General features: G+C 61.0%; 11 protein-coding genes. 4 read left to right on the top strand and 7 right to left on the bottom strand.

The genetic code is table 11. The features are described from left to right. Positions 1-9: 9 nt before the first annotated feature. Positions 10-2667 (top strand): aminopeptidase N, encoded by a 2658-nt coding sequence (gene pepN / locus PMI25_RS04255; protein ID WP_007965833.1) that lies wholly within the window; start codon positions 10-12, stop codon positions 2665-2667. A 127-nt stretch (positions 2668-2794) separates the two neighbouring features. On the opposite strand, the gene katG is transcribed toward pepN, so the two are convergent. Then, on the bottom strand, positions 2795-5065 hold the full coding sequence (gene katG / locus PMI25_RS04250; RefSeq protein WP_007965831.1) for a catalase/peroxidase HPI: 2271 nt from the start codon (positions 5063-5065) through the stop codon (positions 2795-2797). Between the two features lie 335 nt (positions 5066-5400). Here katG and PMI25_RS04245 point away from each other — a divergent pair, with 335 nt between their 5' ends. Then, positions 5401-7437, top strand: a complete 2037-nt coding sequence (locus PMI25_RS04245) for a TonB-dependent receptor (RefSeq protein WP_007965830.1) — start codon at positions 5401-5403, stop codon at positions 7435-7437. 113 nt (positions 7438-7550) lie between these two features. Here the strand turns inward: PMI25_RS04245 and PMI25_RS04240 are convergent, their stop codons facing one another. After that, positions 7551-9782 carry an LTA synthase family protein gene (locus PMI25_RS04240; RefSeq protein WP_007965828.1) on the bottom strand — a complete coding sequence of 744 codons (2232 nt, stop codon included), beginning with the start codon at positions 9780-9782 and terminating at the stop codon, positions 7551-7553. 310 nt (positions 9783-10092) lie between these two features. Here PMI25_RS04240 and PMI25_RS04235 point away from each other — a divergent pair, with 310 nt between their 5' ends. Then, complete coding sequence (locus tag PMI25_RS04235; protein ID WP_007965827.1) at positions 10093-11109, top strand: ABC transporter substrate-binding protein; 1017 nt, start codon at positions 10093-10095, stop codon at positions 11107-11109. Positions 11110-11148: 39 nt separating this feature from the next. On the opposite strand, the gene PMI25_RS04230 is transcribed toward PMI25_RS04235, so the two are convergent. Both PMI25_RS04230 and PMI25_RS04225 read right to left on the bottom strand, forming a co-directional pair. Further along, positions 11149-11346, bottom strand: coding sequence for a helix-turn-helix transcriptional regulator (locus PMI25_RS04230; RefSeq protein WP_007965825.1), 198 nt, complete (start codon positions 11344-11346; stop codon positions 11149-11151). Then, positions 11343-11717, bottom strand: a complete 375-nt coding sequence (locus PMI25_RS04225) for a hypothetical protein (protein ID WP_007965824.1) — start codon at positions 11715-11717, stop codon at positions 11343-11345. The genes PMI25_RS04230 and PMI25_RS04225 overlap by 4 nt, the downstream gene beginning before the upstream one ends. A 183-nt stretch (positions 11718-11900) precedes the next feature. On the opposite strand from PMI25_RS04225, the gene PMI25_RS04220 reads away from it, so the two are divergent. After that, positions 11901-12395, top strand: coding sequence for a hypothetical protein (locus tag PMI25_RS04220; protein ID WP_007965822.1), 495 nt, complete (start codon positions 11901-11903; stop codon positions 12393-12395). A gap of 70 nt (positions 12396-12465) precedes the next feature. Here PMI25_RS04220 and PMI25_RS04215 read toward each other — a convergent pair whose 3' ends face one another. From PMI25_RS04215 to adeC, 3 genes are all read right to left on the bottom strand, one after another. Further along, positions 12466-12945 (bottom strand): copper chaperone PCu(A)C, encoded by a 480-nt coding sequence (locus PMI25_RS04215; RefSeq protein WP_007965820.1) that lies wholly within the window; start codon positions 12943-12945, stop codon positions 12466-12468. After that, positions 12945-13550 (bottom strand): SCO family protein, encoded by a 606-nt coding sequence (locus tag PMI25_RS04210; RefSeq protein WP_003224200.1) that lies wholly within the window; start codon positions 13548-13550, stop codon positions 12945-12947. The genes PMI25_RS04215 and PMI25_RS04210 overlap by 1 nt, the downstream gene beginning before the upstream one ends. A gap of 156 nt (positions 13551-13706) precedes the next feature. After that, positions 13707-15113, bottom strand: coding sequence for an AdeC/AdeK/OprM family multidrug efflux complex outer membrane factor (adeC, locus tag PMI25_RS04205; protein ID WP_007965818.1), 1407 nt, complete (start codon positions 15111-15113; stop codon positions 13707-13709). Between the last annotated feature and the right edge of the window lie 69 nt (positions 15114-15182).

Raw genomic sequence — 15182 nt, 5'->3', positions numbered from 1 at the left:
GATTCCAGCATGCGCACCGAACAACCGAAGATGATTTACCTGAAGGACTATCAGGCGCCCGAGTACCTGATCGACGAGACGCACCTGACCTTCGAGCTGTTCGAGGACCACAGCCTGGTCCACGCGCAACTGGTGATGCGCCGCAACCCCGAGCGTGGCCCGGGCCTGCCGCCACTGGTACTCGACGGCCAGCAGTTGGAGCTGCTGTCGGTGACCCTGGCCGACCAGGAGTTGAGCGCCGGCGATTATCAGCTGAGCGAAAACACCCTGACCCTGCAACCGGCCAGCGAAAGCTTCACGGTCGATACCAGCGTCCGGATCCACCCGGAAACCAACACCGCGCTGGAAGGCCTGTACAAGTCCGGCACGATGTTCTGCACCCAGTGCGAGGCCGAAGGTTTCCGCAAGATCACCTATTACCTCGACCGCCCGGACGTGATGAGCAAGTTCACCACCACGGTGGTCGCCGAGCAGCACAGCTACCCGGTGCTGCTGTCCAACGGCAACCCGATTGCCTCCGGCCCGGGCGAAGACGGCCGGCACTGGGCGACCTGGGAAGACCCGTTCATGAAACCGGCGTACCTGTTCGCGCTGGTGGCCGGTGATTTGTGGTGCGTCGAAGACACCTTCACCACCATGACCCAGCGCAATGTCGCGCTGCGCATCTACGTCGAGCCGGAAAACATCGACAAGTGCCAGCACGCGATGAACAGCCTGAAGAAGTCGATGCGCTGGGACGAAGAGGTCTACGGTCGCGAGTACGATCTGGACATCTTCATGATCGTCGCCGTGAACGACTTCAACATGGGCGCGATGGAGAACAAGGGCCTCAACATCTTCAACTCCAGCGCCGTGCTGGCCCGCGCCGAGACCGCCACCGACGCCGCGCACCAGCGGGTCGAGGCAATCGTCGCCCACGAATACTTCCACAACTGGTCGGGCAACCGCGTGACCTGCCGTGACTGGTTCCAGCTGTCGCTCAAGGAAGGCTTCACCGTGTTCCGTGACGCCGGTTTCTCCTCGGACATGAACTCGGCCACGGTCAAGCGCATTCAGGACGTGGCGTACCTGCGCACCCACCAGTTCGCCGAAGATGCCGGGCCCATGGCCCATGCGGTGCGCCCGGACAGCTTTATCGAGATCTCCAACTTCTACACCCTGACCGTGTACGAAAAAGGCTCGGAAGTGGTTGGCATGATTCACACCCTGTTGGGCGCCGAAGGCTTCCGCAAGGGCAGTGACCTGTACTTCGAACGCCACGACGGCCAAGCCGTGACCTGCGACGATTTCGTCAAGGCCATGGAAGACGCCAACGGTGTCGACCTGACCCAGTTCAAACGCTGGTACAGCCAGGCCGGTACACCGCGTCTGGCGGTCAGCGAGTCCTACGACGCGGCGGCGAAAACCTACAGCCTGACCTTCCGCCAGAGCTGCCCGGAAACCCCGGACAAGGTGGAAAAACTGCCGTTCGTGATCCCGGTCGAACTCGGTCTGCTCGACAGCAAAGGCAACGCGATTGCCCTGCGTCTGGCCGGTGAAGCGTCGGCGCAAGGCACCAGCCGCGTGATCTCGGTGACCGAGGCCGAGCAGACCTTCACCTTCGTCGACATCGCCGAACAGCCGCTGCCATCGTTGCTGCGTGGTTTCTCGGCACCGGTGAAACTGAGCTTCCCGTACAACCGCGACCAGTTGATGTTCCTGATGCAGCACGACAGCGACGGCTTCAACCGCTGGGATGCCGGTCAGCAACTGTCGGTGCAGGTGCTGCAGGAGCTGATCGCGCAGCAGCAGAAGGGCGAGAGTCTGGTGCTTGATCCGCGATTGATCTCGGCGCTGAAAACCGTGCTGTCTGACGAGTCGCTGGATCAGGCCATGGTCGCTGAAATGCTTTCGCTGCCGAGCGAAGCGTATCTGACCGAAATCAGCGAAGTGGCGGATGTCGAGGCGATCCATAACGCTCGCGAATTCGCCCGCAAGCAACTCGCGGAGAACCTGTTCGAAGCGCTGTGGCTGCGTTATCAGGCCAACCGCGATTTGTCGAAGCAGACGCCATACGTGGCCGAGGCCGAGCACTTTGCCCGTCGCGCGCTGCAGAACATTGCGCTGTCGTACCTGATGCTCAGCGGCAAGCCGGAAGTGCTGGCCGCTACGCAGGAGCAGTTCGAAAACAGCGACAACATGACCGAGCGCCTGACCGCGCTGGCGGTGCTGGTCAACTCGCCGTTCGAGGAACAAAAAGCCAAAGCGCTGGCGACTTTCGCCGAGCACTTCAAGGACAATCCGCTGGTCATGGATCAGTGGTTCAGCGTGCAGGCCGGCAGCACACTTCCGGGCGGTCTGGCGCGGGTGAAGGCGTTGATGCAGCACCCGGCATTCAACATCAAGAATCCGAACAAGGTGCGTGCGCTGGTTGGCGCGTTTGCTGGGCAGAACCTGATCAACTTCCACGCCGCCGACGGTTCGGGCTACCGTTTCCTCGCGGATCTGGTGATCGAGCTGAACGGCTTCAACCCGCAGATCGCCTCGCGCCAACTGGCGCCACTGACTCGCTGGCGTAAATACGACAGCGCCCGTCAGGCACTGATGAAGGCTGAGCTGGAGCGGATTCTGGCGTCGGGGCAGTTGTCGAGTGATGTGTACGAAGTGGTCAGCAAAAGCCTGGCGTAAGTAGGGATAAGATCAGACCTTGTGGGAGCGGGCTTGCCCGCGATGGCGGTATCAGATTCAACATTGATGTTGACTCAGCTACCGCTATCGCTGGCAAGCCAGCTCCCACAGGTTTTTGCGTTTTCTGTTATTTCAGATCAAACCGATCCAGCTCCATCACCTTGGCCCATGCCGCCACGAAGTCCTTCACAAACTGCTCCTTCGCGTCAGCACTCGCATACACCTCGGCCAGCGCGCGCAATATCGCGTTGGAACCAAACACCAGATCGACCCGCGTCGCCGTCCACTTCACGCTGCCGGTCTTGCGGTCGCGTCCTTCGAACTCGTCCGCCGCCGGTGAGGTCGGTTTCCACTCCACGCCCATATCGAGCAGGTTGGTGAAAAAGTCATTGCTCAGCGTTTCAGTGCGAGCGGTGAACACACCACGCCGGCTTTGCCCGACGTTGGCCCCCAATACCCGCAGACCGCCGACCAGCACGGTCATTTCCGGAGCGGAGAGGGTGAGCAGTTGCGCCTTGTCGATCAGCAGCGCTTCGGCCGACACGGTGTATTTGCCCTTGCTGTAATTGCGGAAACCATCGGCAATCGGTTCGAGGAAACCAAACGACTCGACGTCGGTTTGCTCCTGACTCGCGTCGGTGCGGCCTGGATTGAACGGCACAGAGACCGAATGCCCGGCGTTTTTCGCCGCTTGCTCGACCCCGGCATTACCCGCCAGCACGATCAGATCCGCCAGCGAGACTTTCTTGCCGGATGAACCGGCGTTGAACTCGTTCTGAATGTCCTCAAGGGTCTTCAGTACCTTGTCCAGTTGCTCCGGCTGGTTGGCCTGCCAGAATTTCTGCGGTGCCAGACGTAGACGCCCGCCATTGGCGCCGCCGCGTTTGTCAGAACCACGGAAGGTCGATGCGGCGGCCCAGGCGGTGGACACCAGTTGCGACACTGACAGGCCGGAAGCCAGCACTTTGCTTTTCAGCGCTGCCGCATCGTTGCTGTCGATCAGTGGTTGGGTGGCCTCAGGAATCGGGTCTTGCCACAGCAATTCTTCGTTGGGCAATTCCGGGCCGAGGTAGCGCGACAGCGGGCCCATGTCGCGGTGGATCAGCTTGTACCAGGCGCGGGCGAAGGCGTCGGCCAGTTGATCCGGGTTGGCCAGGAAGCGTCGGGCGATCGGCTCGTAGATCGGGTCGAAACGCAGCGCCAGGTCGGAGGTGAGCATGGTCGGCGAGAGTTTTTTGCTTGGATCGTGCGCGTGTGGAACGGTACCAGCCCCCGCGCCGTTTTTCGGTTTCCACTGGTGCGCACCGGCCGGGCTCTTGAACAGTTCCCACTCGAAACCGAACAGGTTTTCCAGGTAGTTGTTACTCCACTGGGTCGGGGTGGTGGTCCAGGTCACTTCGAGGCCGCTGGTGATGGTGTCGGCGCCTTTGCCGGTGCCGAATGCGTTGCGCCAGCCGAGGCCTTGTTCTTCCAGGCCGGCCGCTTCCGGCTCAGGCCCGACATTGTCGGCCGGGCCGGCGCCGTGGGTCTTGCCGAAGGCGTGACCGCCAGCGATCAGCGCGACGGTTTCTTCATCGTTCATGGCCATGCGGCCGAAGGTTTCGCGGATATCGCGACCGGAGGCAACCGGGTCGGGATTGCCTTCAGGGCCTTCCGGATTGACGTAGATCAGGCCCATCTGCACCGCTGCGAGCGGATTTTCCAGATTGCGTTCGCCCTGATCGGTGCGACTTTCCTCTTTGCCGTGCAGATCCGGTTCAGCCACCAGCGTGCCGTCACCGGGCTCCTGCATGGCGGATTTGTCCTTGCCGTAACGGCTGTCGCCACCGAGCCATTCGTGTTCCGAACCCCAGTAGACATCTTCATCCGGCTCCCACACATCGGGACGTCCGCCGGAGAAGCCGAAGGTCTTGAAGCCCATGGATTCCAGCGCGACGTTGCCGGTGAGCACGATCAGATCGGCCCAGGAAATATTGCGACCGTATTTCTGCTTGATCGGCCACAGCAGGCGCCGCGCCTTGTCGAGGCTGACGTTGTCCGGCCAGCTGTTGAGCGGGGCGAAACGCTGCTGGCCGGAGCCGGCGCCACCGCGGCCATCGGCGGTGCGATAGGTGCCAGCGCTGTGCCAGGCCATGCGAATGAACAGTGGACCGTAGTGGCCGAAGTCGGCGGGCCACCAATCCTGGGAATCGGTCATCAGCGCGCGCAGGTCTTGTTTAAGGGCCTGGAAGTCCAGGCTCTTGAAGGCTTTGGCGTAGTCGAAGTCCTTGCCCAGCGGATCGGACTTGGGCGAGTGCTGGCTGAGGATCTTCAGGTTCAGTTGATTCGGCCACCAGTCACGGTTCGTCGTACCACCACCGGCGGCGTGGTTGAACGGGCATTTCGATTCGTTTGCCATGTTCGGGTCCTTATCAGGTCTTGTACGGCCGGCTCGTGCCGACTTCGGACTAGTAAGGCTAGACCCGACTCGGGCAGTCAGCTAATAGGCCGACTATTGGAGCTTGATAGCCGCAGTCTTTCAGCATTTGCCCGTACTCGGACAGGTCGCTGCAGGCCCCGATTCGAGCCAGAAACTGCGTGCTTGAGGGCTCGCTGCAAAACGAATTGCAAGAATCGTGATGACAGAAAGAAATGTTATTGTATAACATAAAAAAGATTTCATTCTGTTTCTGCCAGCGTTATTTGCCAAGCGCCGGCAGCGATCCTCACTTTTCTGCTCACGGAAGTTCTGAAATGCCTGCCCGTTCCCAACCCCTTCAACGACGCCTGACTCCGCTGGCCGCCGCGCTGCTGATTGCCTCACCCGTGTTCGCTGCCGAACCGCTCGAACTGCAACCACAAGTCATCACCGGCAATCCTTTGGGCAGCCAGAGCCTCGCATCGCCCTCGACCGTGCTCAGCGGCGACGACCTTACGTTGCTGCAGAAGGGCAGCCTCGGCGAGACCCTGAACAAACAGCCCGGCGTGTCCTCGTCGTATTTCGGCCCGGGTGCGAGTCGGCCGATCATTCGCGGTCAGGACGGTGACCGCATTCGCATCCTGCGTAACGGCGTCGGCGCGCTGGACGCCTCGTCGCTGTCCTACGACCATGCGGTGCCGCTGGATCCGGTCAACGTCGAGCGCATTGAAATCGTCCGTGGCCCGGCGGCGCTGCTATATGGCGGCAGCGCGATCGGCGGGGTGGTCAACACCTTCGATAACCGCATCCCTACCGAAGCCATCGATGGCATTCACGGTGCGGGTGAGTTGCGCTATGGCGGCGCCGATACTACCCGCAGCAGTGCGGGGAAACTGGAGGCCGGCAACGGGCAGTTCGCCTTGCACCTGGACGCCAGCGCCCGCGAGTTCAATGACCTGAAGATTCCCGGCTACGCCAAGACCGGCGCGGCACGCGCCAGCGACGACGGCGACTCGCGCAAGCATCGGCTGGCCAACAGCGACGGTCGTCAGGATGGCGGCGCGGTCGGCGGTTCCTACACCTGGGATGACGGATACGCCGGTCTGTCCTACAGCAATTACGATTCGAACTACGGCTCGCCCGCCGAAGACGACGTGCGCATTCGCATGGAGCAGGAGCACTACGCGTTCGCCTCGGAAATCCGCAACCTCGACGGGCCGTTCAGCTCGGTCAAACTCGACGCTGGCTACACCGATTACCAGCACCGAGAAATCGAGGGCGGTGAAGTCGGCACCACCTTCAAGAACAAGGGCTACGAAGCGCGGGTCGAGGCCCGGCATCAGCCGCTGGGGCCGTTTAACGGGGTGATCGGCGCTCAGGTCAGTCGCAACGAATTCTCGGCGCTGGGCGAAGAAGCCTTTGTGCCGCACACCGATACTGACGCCGGTGCACTGTTCATTCTGGAAGAGTTGCAAGCCACCGAGCGTCTGCTGTTCAGCCTCGGCGGCCGATTGGAGCACACCACAGTCGACCCGGATGCCAAAGGCAACGAACGCTTTGCCAATGCCGACAAGTCGAGCAGTTTCACCGCCGGCAGCCTGTCGTCCGGAGCGGTGTATACGCTGACGCCGATCTGGTCGGTCGCCGCGACACTCGGCTACACCGAGCGCGCACCCACGTTCTACGAGTTGTACGCCAACGGTGCCCACGTCGCGACCGGCACCTATGAAGTCGGCGATGCCGGTCTGTCGAAAGAAAAAGCTGTGTCCAGCGACCTCGCATTGCGTTTCGACAACGGCACGCACAAGGGCAGCGTCGGCGTGTTTTACAGCCACTTCTCCAATTACATTGGCTTGCTCGGCACCGGCCGCACATTGAATGACGAAGGCGAAGAGGATGCCGGCGGAATTCCCGAATACCGCTACTCGGGCGTGCGTGCCCGCTTCAGCGGCATCGAGGCACAGGATCGCTGGACGCTTGGCGAAAATGCCTACGGCAAGTTTGCTTTGGAGCTGTCGGGCGATTACACCCGCGCCAAGAACCTCGACAACGGCCAGGACCTGCCGCGCATCGCGCCGCTACGCTTGAACAGCGGTTTGTTGTGGGAGCTGGATCGCTGGCAGGCACGGATCGATATCGAACACGCCAGCTCGCAACATCGTGTGCCCGACAACGAAAGCAGCACCGATGGCTACACCACGCTGGGGGCGAATGTGGGGTATCACTTCGATGTCGGCCAGAGCAAATGGCTGGCCTTCGTCAACGCCGAGAACCTGACCAACCAGACCGTGCGCTACGCCAGCTCGATCCTGCGCGATGTTGCGCCGGCGCAAGGGCGCAGCATCCAGGTGGGATTACGCACGACGTTCTGATAGCCCGTCGCCCCCCCGTGTAGGAGCTGCCGCAGGCTGCGATCTTTTGTATCTTGTATTTTTCAAGATCAAGATCAAAAGATCGCAGCCTGCGGCAGCTCCTACAGGGGGCATCAGCTTGACTGCACAGCCTCATCATCCGGCAAAACATCCAGTGGATCTTCCTGCCCCGGCAACTCAGTAATCACACTGAAATCCGTGACCTCGACCGCGCCCAGCCCATAACCGAGCAAGTGGAACGAAAAGGCCTTGCGCTGTTGCGGGTTGTCGAAGCTGAAATCCATCTGCAGCGGCTGATCGGCTGTGGCGACCATCTCGGTCGGCAAGCCCAGCTGCACGTCCTGTTCGAACTCCTTGGCCTTGAGCTGGATGTACGCCGCCTGTTGCGGATCCACCGAGCGTACGGTCAGGCGCACGCGGGTGTGCGAGCCCTTGGGCATTTCCAGATATTGCGCACCGATCAGGTTATCGGCCCAGTCATCCTTGATCTGCGCTTGCAGCGGGATCACGTTGTTGCTGCCGAACTGATAGCGCTGATTGAGCGGGGTGCGCAGCAGCGACAGGTCCAGGGCCATGGCCCGCGCGGCGATCTGCCGGGCTTGCTGGCTGCTTTCATTGCCCTTGAAGGTGGCGCGCTCGGCAATGAAACCGGGGCTTTCGTAGTAACGGCAACGGCGCGGCATGTCGCACTCGGAAAAGATCCCCTGGCCATTGTGGTAGCGCAGTTTGCCGTTGGTGTAGGACATGATTTCGCGCCCGCTGTCGTAGTCGCGGAACAGCGAACGGCCGCTCAGCGCCGACGGCACCGGCAGATCGAAATAATCGAGGATCGACGCGCTCAGATCGACATGACCGTAGACCCCGGCATTCAGCCGTGGCAGTCGTTCGTGTTCCGGGGCCAGGGTCAGGTTGAAGCCCCAGGACGACGCCAGACGCACGCCGTCGATGCCGTGGGATTCGTCCGAGGTGATCACCACCAGCGTGTCCTTGAGTACGCCCTGACGTTCGAGCCCACTGAGGAACTGCTCCAGCGCATCGTCCAGATAACCGACGGCGGCCTGCTTCGGCGTGTCGTAGCGCGCCAGATATTCTTCCGGTGCGGAGTAGGGCTGGTGCGTGCCGACGGTCAACAGGGTGAGCATCCACGGTTGCTTCTGCTTCTTCAGTTGGCCGACGTAATCCAGCGCACCTTCGAAGAACGCCTTGTCATCCTTGCCCCACGGGAACTCCAGATAGTTGGCGTTAGTGAACCATTCCAGACCATGGGTCGCATCGAAGCCGATGTGCGGCATGATCTTGTCTTTGGCCATGAAACGCAGACCGGCGCCTTGCAGGTAGTGGGTGCTGAAGCCGTTCTGCCGCAGTTGCGCCGGCAGGCAGGCCTGATTGCGCTCCTGCTGGGTGAGCATTTCCACGCCTTTGGGCGTGCCGTTGTTGAGCTTGTCGTAATCGCCACAGAGCATGGCGTACAGGCCGCGAATGGTCTGGTGCGTATGCAGCACGTAATCCGGGGTGTTCATGCCGCGCTCGGCCCAGCGGCTGAGGTTGGGCATCAGGTCTTCCTGATAATGGCTGTCAATGGCTTCGCGATTGGCGCGGATGTAAGCGCCGGGGATGCCTTCCAGGGCGATGATCAGCACATTGCGCGCCTGCCCCGGTGCGGCCAGCAGCTTGTGGCCATTGAGATCCAGATCGGTCAGCCCGGCCATCTGTGGCGCGGGTTCTTCGACGTCACCGTCCAGCCATTCCTCGGCCTGCAACTGCAGGTCGGCGACTTGCGCGGCCAGCAATTGATGCGGCAGGTTGTACAGGCGCCACGGGTCTTCCTCGCTCGGCCACAGGTTTTGCACGCCCCAGTGCGCGGCGAACAGCAGCGCCGGTGCGGCCCACACGGCACGGGGCAGGGCCGCAGCAGGTTGCGCGCGATTGGCGAAACGCGTCAGCAACCAGAGCAGCAGCGCCAGCAACAGGGCACCGCCCAGCGCCGGATGGGCAAAGCCACCACCGGTGGAGTTTTCCACGAACTGCGGGTCAATCAGGTAATGCAGGTCGGATGGGTTCGGCAGTCGGCCGACAGCGCTGACCAACTCGGCCGTCGCCAGCGCCAGCAACCCCCAGAACAGCAGCAACGGCAACGCCAGCCACCACGCACGGCGATGCAGCAACAGCACCAGCAAACTGCCAATCGCCAGGTCGGACAAATAGCCGAGCGGCGACGACCAGCCCAACGCCGCGCGCAGGCACACCGGCACGATCAGCACCAGCAGTATCAGAGAAAACAGGCGGGCATGCGGCTGCCGCAACCAACGCAATAAAACGCTCACAAACAAAGACCTTCCAGCCATCAAACCGTCATAAAAGTGTGCGCGATGATACCAAGGGCGGGCTGTCTGATCGTCCTTTTAAACGCGTGGCTGATCCGCTCTCGCAGGCGCGGCGCAGGGCTTGAGGCCGTGATTGGCGTTGGTGTCAGCCCGATAGTGGCTGACGCACGGCTTGTATCCGGTGGCAGATTTATTGTTTCAGGCTGTTTAAATCAGCGCGCAACGGCAAACATGAGCGTGCTATGGATATTCGATAACGGTATTTAATTTCTGTTTTTTATAGCGATAGAGTCCGGCCTTTGAGCAAATCCACCCCAGTTGCGAGGTTGTCATGGCCATACCGTTCAAACGTTCTGCGCTGACTCTGTTGGCCGCATCCCTGGCAGGCAGTCTGCTGTTCAGCGGCGCCGTCCAGGCCGAAGGCAAGATCAGCATCGCCCAGCAATTCGGTATCGGTTATCTGATTCTCGATGTGGTGCGTGATCAGCAATTGATCGAAAAACACGGCAAGGCGCAGGGGCTGGAGATCAAGGTCGACTGGAACAGCATCTCCGGCGCCACTGCCATGAACGAAGCGTTGCTGACCGGCGCGCTGGACGTGGTCTCCGCCGGGGTGCCGCCGATGCTCACCGTGTGGGATCGCACCCGTGGCAAACAGAACGTCAAGGCGATTGCCTCGCTCGGCTCGATGCCCAATTACCTGCTGACCAACAACCCGAACATCAAGACCCTCAAGGATTTCAGCGACAAGGACCGCATCGCCGTGCCGGCGGCGGGCGTGGGGTTCCAGTCGCGGACCTTGCAGATCGAAACGGCCAGGGAGTTCGGCAATGATCAGTACAAGAAGTTTGACGACATCTCGGTCAGCTTGCCGCACCCGGACGCCACGGCGGCGCTGATTGCCGGCGGTTCGGAAATCAACGCGCATTTCTCCAGTCCGCCGTTTCAGTATCAGGCGCTGCAAAACCCCAACGTGCACAAGGTGTTGAGTTCCTACGACGTGCTCGGTGGCCAGGCCACGTTCAACGTGCTCTACACCACGGAAAAATTCCACGACGAAAATCCCAGGACCTACAAGGCGTTCTACGACGCGTTGGCCGAAGCGGAAAAAATCATCAAGGCCGACAAACCCGCCGCCGCTCAGGCGTACATCCGCGTCGAACAGTCGAAGCTGCCGCTGGCGCTGGTCGAGAAGATCGTCACCGATCCCGAAATCGACTTCACGGTGGTGCCGCAGCGCACGTTTATCTATGCCGAAAAATTGCAGGAACTGGGCGTGCTGAAGAACAAGGCTGACAGCTGGAAGGATTACTTTTTTGAAGAGGCGCATGGCGATGCCGGGAGCTGATAACGCTCAGGCATCGCCCACCGGCGGCCAATTCGGCGATCAGTTCGAACCGTCGTCGAAAATGCTTTCAATCGGTAATTCGAACGTCCGGGCAATTTGAAAGGCCAGCGGCAGGCTCGGGTCATAACGTTCGTTTTCGATGGCATTGATCGTCTGCCGCGACACCTTGAGGCGTTCCGCCAGATCGACCTGCGACCAGTTGCGCTCGGCGCGCAGTGCCTTGAGGCGATTTTTCATTGGTAGCGACGTCGAGCGATTTGCAGGCCGAGAATCCACATCGCGCCCATCACGGGCCACACGCAAGTCCACGGGATGTGTGGGGCGCCGACGTTTTCCAGAAAACCGTAACTGAAGGTCAGCAACGCCGAAGCGGCGAAGGCAAATCCCAGCGCTTCGAACTGGATACGCAGATGCATTTCGTCCAGGCGCCGCATATTGCGCACGACGCTCCAGCACATCAATCCTGCCGGAATAACCGGTGTCAGCGCGACGGCTGAGCGCAGAATCATGTTGGCTTCCGTCAGGTATTGCGTGGCGATCACTGAGGCCGTCAACACCAGCATGTAGAGGATCAAGGCTGCGCCCATTTCGAGGTAGTACCGGTTCATTTTTCAACTTCCTGTGTAAAAGACCCTTTACATACTTACTAAAATTTTCTTCTATGTAAAGCAAGCTTTCCATCAGCATCGAGCGGGTTGTTTCTGGACAGCCTGATGGCCACTCAGTAGCATTCGAGCCCAACGGATTTTCCCTTCGCACGTCGTCCGACGTGGAGTTCTCAAGGAATCGACATGCGCGACACCCCCAATGGCGAACAACGAACGGTCGTGACCTTGGTCAACGGCGAGATTCATCACGAAACCCAGATCAGTTTCAGTTCGGTGTCGGTCGTCAATGGCGAAGTGCGGGTGCATACCGCTGAAGGTAATCAGATAAATGTCCAGGTACCGGGGGCGGATTTCTCATTGCGCTTTGATCTGGATGGAGTGCAGCAGATTCCAGTGGCGCAGCAGGCACCGGTTGAAACGGTGCCCGTCGACCACAACCTGAAGCTGTTCACCTGGAAAACCGTGCTGATCACCCTCGGGCTGTGGACGGTGGTCAACCTGATCACTGGTTGGCTGGGATTCTTTGCGGCGGCCGGTTATCTCGGTTATCGCTGGAGTCAGGTGTTGAAGCGTAAGCAGCAGTTGGCGGCGGCGCCCGCGGAGAAAACTGCGGCGGCATCGCGCTCGGGGATGTCGAGGGAAAGCGTGCGCAATGCACTGGCCCGCAAACGCGGCTGACATGCGCGATAAAAAAGGGGCGACCTGATCATCGATCAGGCCGCCCGTTTTTTTTTGCCGCAAAGTCAGATCAATGCATCTTGCTGTGATCGTGACCTTCCATGTGCGTCAGCGCACGAACTTCGGCTTTGACTTCGACGGTCTGCTTCTCGCCCTTGGCGTTTTCCACGGTCAGGGTCAGCGGTACGCTTTCGCCTTCCTTGAGCTGGCCGGTCAGGCCCATCAGCATCACGTGGTAGCCGTTCGGGTCGAAGGTGACGGCTTTGCCGGCTGGCAGGTCGACCGATTTGACCGGGCCCATGCTCATCACGTCGTTCTTCATCGACATTTCGTGGATCTGCACATCTTTGGCCACCGGCGAGGCCACGCTCAGCAGTTTGCTGTCGCTGTCCGCGGTGACGGTCATGAACGCGCCGCTGGCCGATTGGGTCGGCACGGTCGCACGCACCCAGGCGTCGTCGACCTTGGTCTGAGCGCTGGCCTGAAAAGCCAGGCCCAGCAGGGACACAGCGAAAACGGCGCGTTTGATGTTGTTCAAAACGGGGTGCATCAGCAGACCTCCATAACGGTGAGCAAATCTTCCGTGCACTCTTGTGCCGAAAGCGATACGGACAGACCCAGGCGCAGCTGGCCGCGCGAGTCGTAGACGTAACTGGTGGACGTGTGGGAGATGGTATAGGTGTCGCCGGCCGGCACCTTCTCGAAGAACACGTCGAATTCCTTGGCGGTGGCCTGGGTTTCTTCCAGCGTGCCGTACAGCGCGACAAAGCTCGGATCGAAAGCTTTGACGTAGGCGTCGAGGATCTGCGGCGTGTCGCGTTCCGGGTCGAGGGTGATGAAGATCACCTGCAGACGGTCGCCGTCCTTGCCCATCAGCTTCTTGATTTGCGCGGCGCGGGCGAGGGTGGTCGGGCACACCGCCGGGCATTGGGTGAAGCCGAAGAAGATCATCGGCATCATCCCGCGAAAGCTCGACAGCGTCATGGTTTCGCCGTCGGTGTTCTTCAGCTTGAAGGTGCGCCCGAGGATCTTGTCACTCAGGTCCTTGCCGTACTTGTACGACAGTTGGCCACGGGTGTCGCAGCCCGCGAGCAGGCCCAGGCCCAGCACGCCCATTCCCGCAAGCACCTTGCGGCGAGTCAACAAAGCCGTCATCTAATACCGCCTTTTGCAGCCCGTCAGTCGGCAGGACTGGCGGGGGGTTAACCGTAAAAGCGGCGCATGATACCAAACTGACGGCAGAGGCCGGCCACGGATCGCCGCACGGCGCAGGATCGGGCGACAAAAGGTGTAAGAAAAAGTGACGACGGACTACTGAACATTCGCCTCATCCGCCCGCCAGCCGCCGCCCAGCGCGGTGTACAGGTTGACCTCGGCCACCAGTTGCGCGAGGCGATCAGTGATCAGCCCCTGCTGCGAACTGAACAGTGAACGTTGTGCATCGAGAAACGTCAGGCTGCTGTCGACGCCATTCTGATAACGGTGTTGCGCCAGGTTGTAGTAGTCCTGAGTGGCCTGCACCAGATCGCGCTGCGCCTGCAATTGCTGCTGATAAGTGCTGCGCGCCGCCAGCCCGTCGGCGACTTCCTGAAACGCGGTTTGAATCGATTTTTCGTATTCGGCGACCGCAACGTCTTTCTGCAATTTCGAATAATCCAGGCTCGCGCGCAGGCTGCCGGCGTTGAAAATCGGCAAGTTGATTTGCGGCTGGAACGTCCACGCCCCGGAGCCGGCGCTAAACAGCCCGGACAGATCGCGGCTGGAGGTGCCAGCGCTGGCGGTCAGACTGACACTGGGAAAAAACGCCGCGCGCGCCGCACCGATATTGGCGTTGGCCGCTTTCAGTTGGTACTCGGCCTGCAGTATGTCCGGGCGCCGTTGCAGCAGATCCGAAGGCAGCCCGGCCGGCAATTGCTGGAGCAGATCGCTGGCCAGTGGTTGCGCCGGCAGTTGCTCGGGGACTGGCGCGCCGACCAGCAGCGTCAGGCCGTTCAGATCCTGCGCTACCTGACGTTTGTATCGCGCCAGACTGGCTCGCGAACTGTCGACGCTGGTTTGCGCCTGCGCCTGTTCCAGCGCCGAAGACTTGCCGGCCTCACGGTTGCGCGTGGTCAGGCGCAGGCTTTGCTCATCGGCGGCCAGGGTCTGGCGCGTCAGTTCGAGCAACTCCTGATCGGCGCGCCAGGTCAGGTAGGCATTGGCGACGTTGGCCACCAGACTCAGCTCGGCGCTGCGCCGCGCCTGCTCGGTCGCCAGCCAGGTTTGCAGCGCCTGCTCGCTGAGGCTGCGCACCCGGCCGAAAAAATCCAATTCATAGGCACTGACGCCCAGGTTCACCGCGTAGGTCGAATTGATCATGGCTTTGCTGCCGGTCACGCTGGGCGGCAGGCGCTGGCGCGACTCGCTGGCATTGGCCGACACCGCCGGCAGCAAATCGGCGCGCTGGATGCGGTACTGCGCCTGAAACGCCTCGACGTTCAGCGCGGCCACCCGCAGATCGCGATTGTTCACCAGCGCGCTTTCGATCAACTGTTGCAGCGCCGGGTCTCTGAACAACGTGCGCCAGTCTTCGGTGCGCGCTGCGCCGGGTGTCGGTGCCGGGTAAACCGCGCCTTGCGGGTACTGCGCAGCGCTCGGTGAAGCAGGGCGCTGGTACTCGGGAATCAATGAACAACCGGCCAACAACACGGCGAGGGACAGCAGGGAAATGCGCAGCATCGAACGCTCTCATGCAGAAAAAATACGTGCCGGGGACCGCGTCCCCACACCACCATCGAACACTGTTGA

The sequence above is a fragment of the Pseudomonas sp. GM30 genome, from assembly GCF_000282275.2.
Classification (GTDB): Bacteria; Pseudomonadota; Gammaproteobacteria; order Pseudomonadales; family Pseudomonadaceae; genus Aquipseudomonas.
This window is presented reverse-complemented; position numbering and strand designations above follow the sequence as displayed.

Excerpts from the sequence above, each read along its gene's own strand:
- pepN (WP_007965833.1), top strand. The coding sequence starts at position 10 with ATGCGCACCGAACAACCGAAGATGATTTACCTGAAGGACTATCAGGCG.
- katG (WP_007965831.1), bottom strand. The coding sequence starts at position 5,065 with ATGGCAAACGAATCGAAATGCCCGTTCAACCACGCCGCCGGTGGTGGT.
- PMI25_RS04245 (WP_007965830.1), top strand. The coding sequence starts at position 5,401 with ATGCCTGCCCGTTCCCAACCCCTTCAACGACGCCTGACTCCGCTGGCC.
- PMI25_RS04240 (WP_007965828.1), bottom strand. The coding sequence starts at position 9,782 with ATGGCTGGAAGGTCTTTGTTTGTGAGCGTTTTATTGCGTTGGTTGCGG.
- PMI25_RS04235 (WP_007965827.1), top strand. The coding sequence starts at position 10,093 with ATGGCCATACCGTTCAAACGTTCTGCGCTGACTCTGTTGGCCGCATCC.
- PMI25_RS04230 (WP_007965825.1), bottom strand. The coding sequence starts at position 11,346 with ATGAAAAATCGCCTCAAGGCACTGCGCGCCGAGCGCAACTGGTCGCAG.
- PMI25_RS04225 (WP_007965824.1), bottom strand. The coding sequence starts at position 11,717 with ATGAACCGGTACTACCTCGAAATGGGCGCAGCCTTGATCCTCTACATG.
- PMI25_RS04220 (WP_007965822.1), top strand. The coding sequence starts at position 11,901 with ATGCGCGACACCCCCAATGGCGAACAACGAACGGTCGTGACCTTGGTC.
- PMI25_RS04215 (WP_007965820.1), bottom strand. The coding sequence starts at position 12,945 with ATGCACCCCGTTTTGAACAACATCAAACGCGCCGTTTTCGCTGTGTCC.
- PMI25_RS04210 (WP_003224200.1), bottom strand. The coding sequence starts at position 13,550 with ATGACGGCTTTGTTGACTCGCCGCAAGGTGCTTGCGGGAATGGGCGTG.
- adeC (WP_007965818.1), bottom strand. The coding sequence starts at position 15,113 with ATGCTGCGCATTTCCCTGCTGTCCCTCGCCGTGTTGTTGGCCGGTTGT.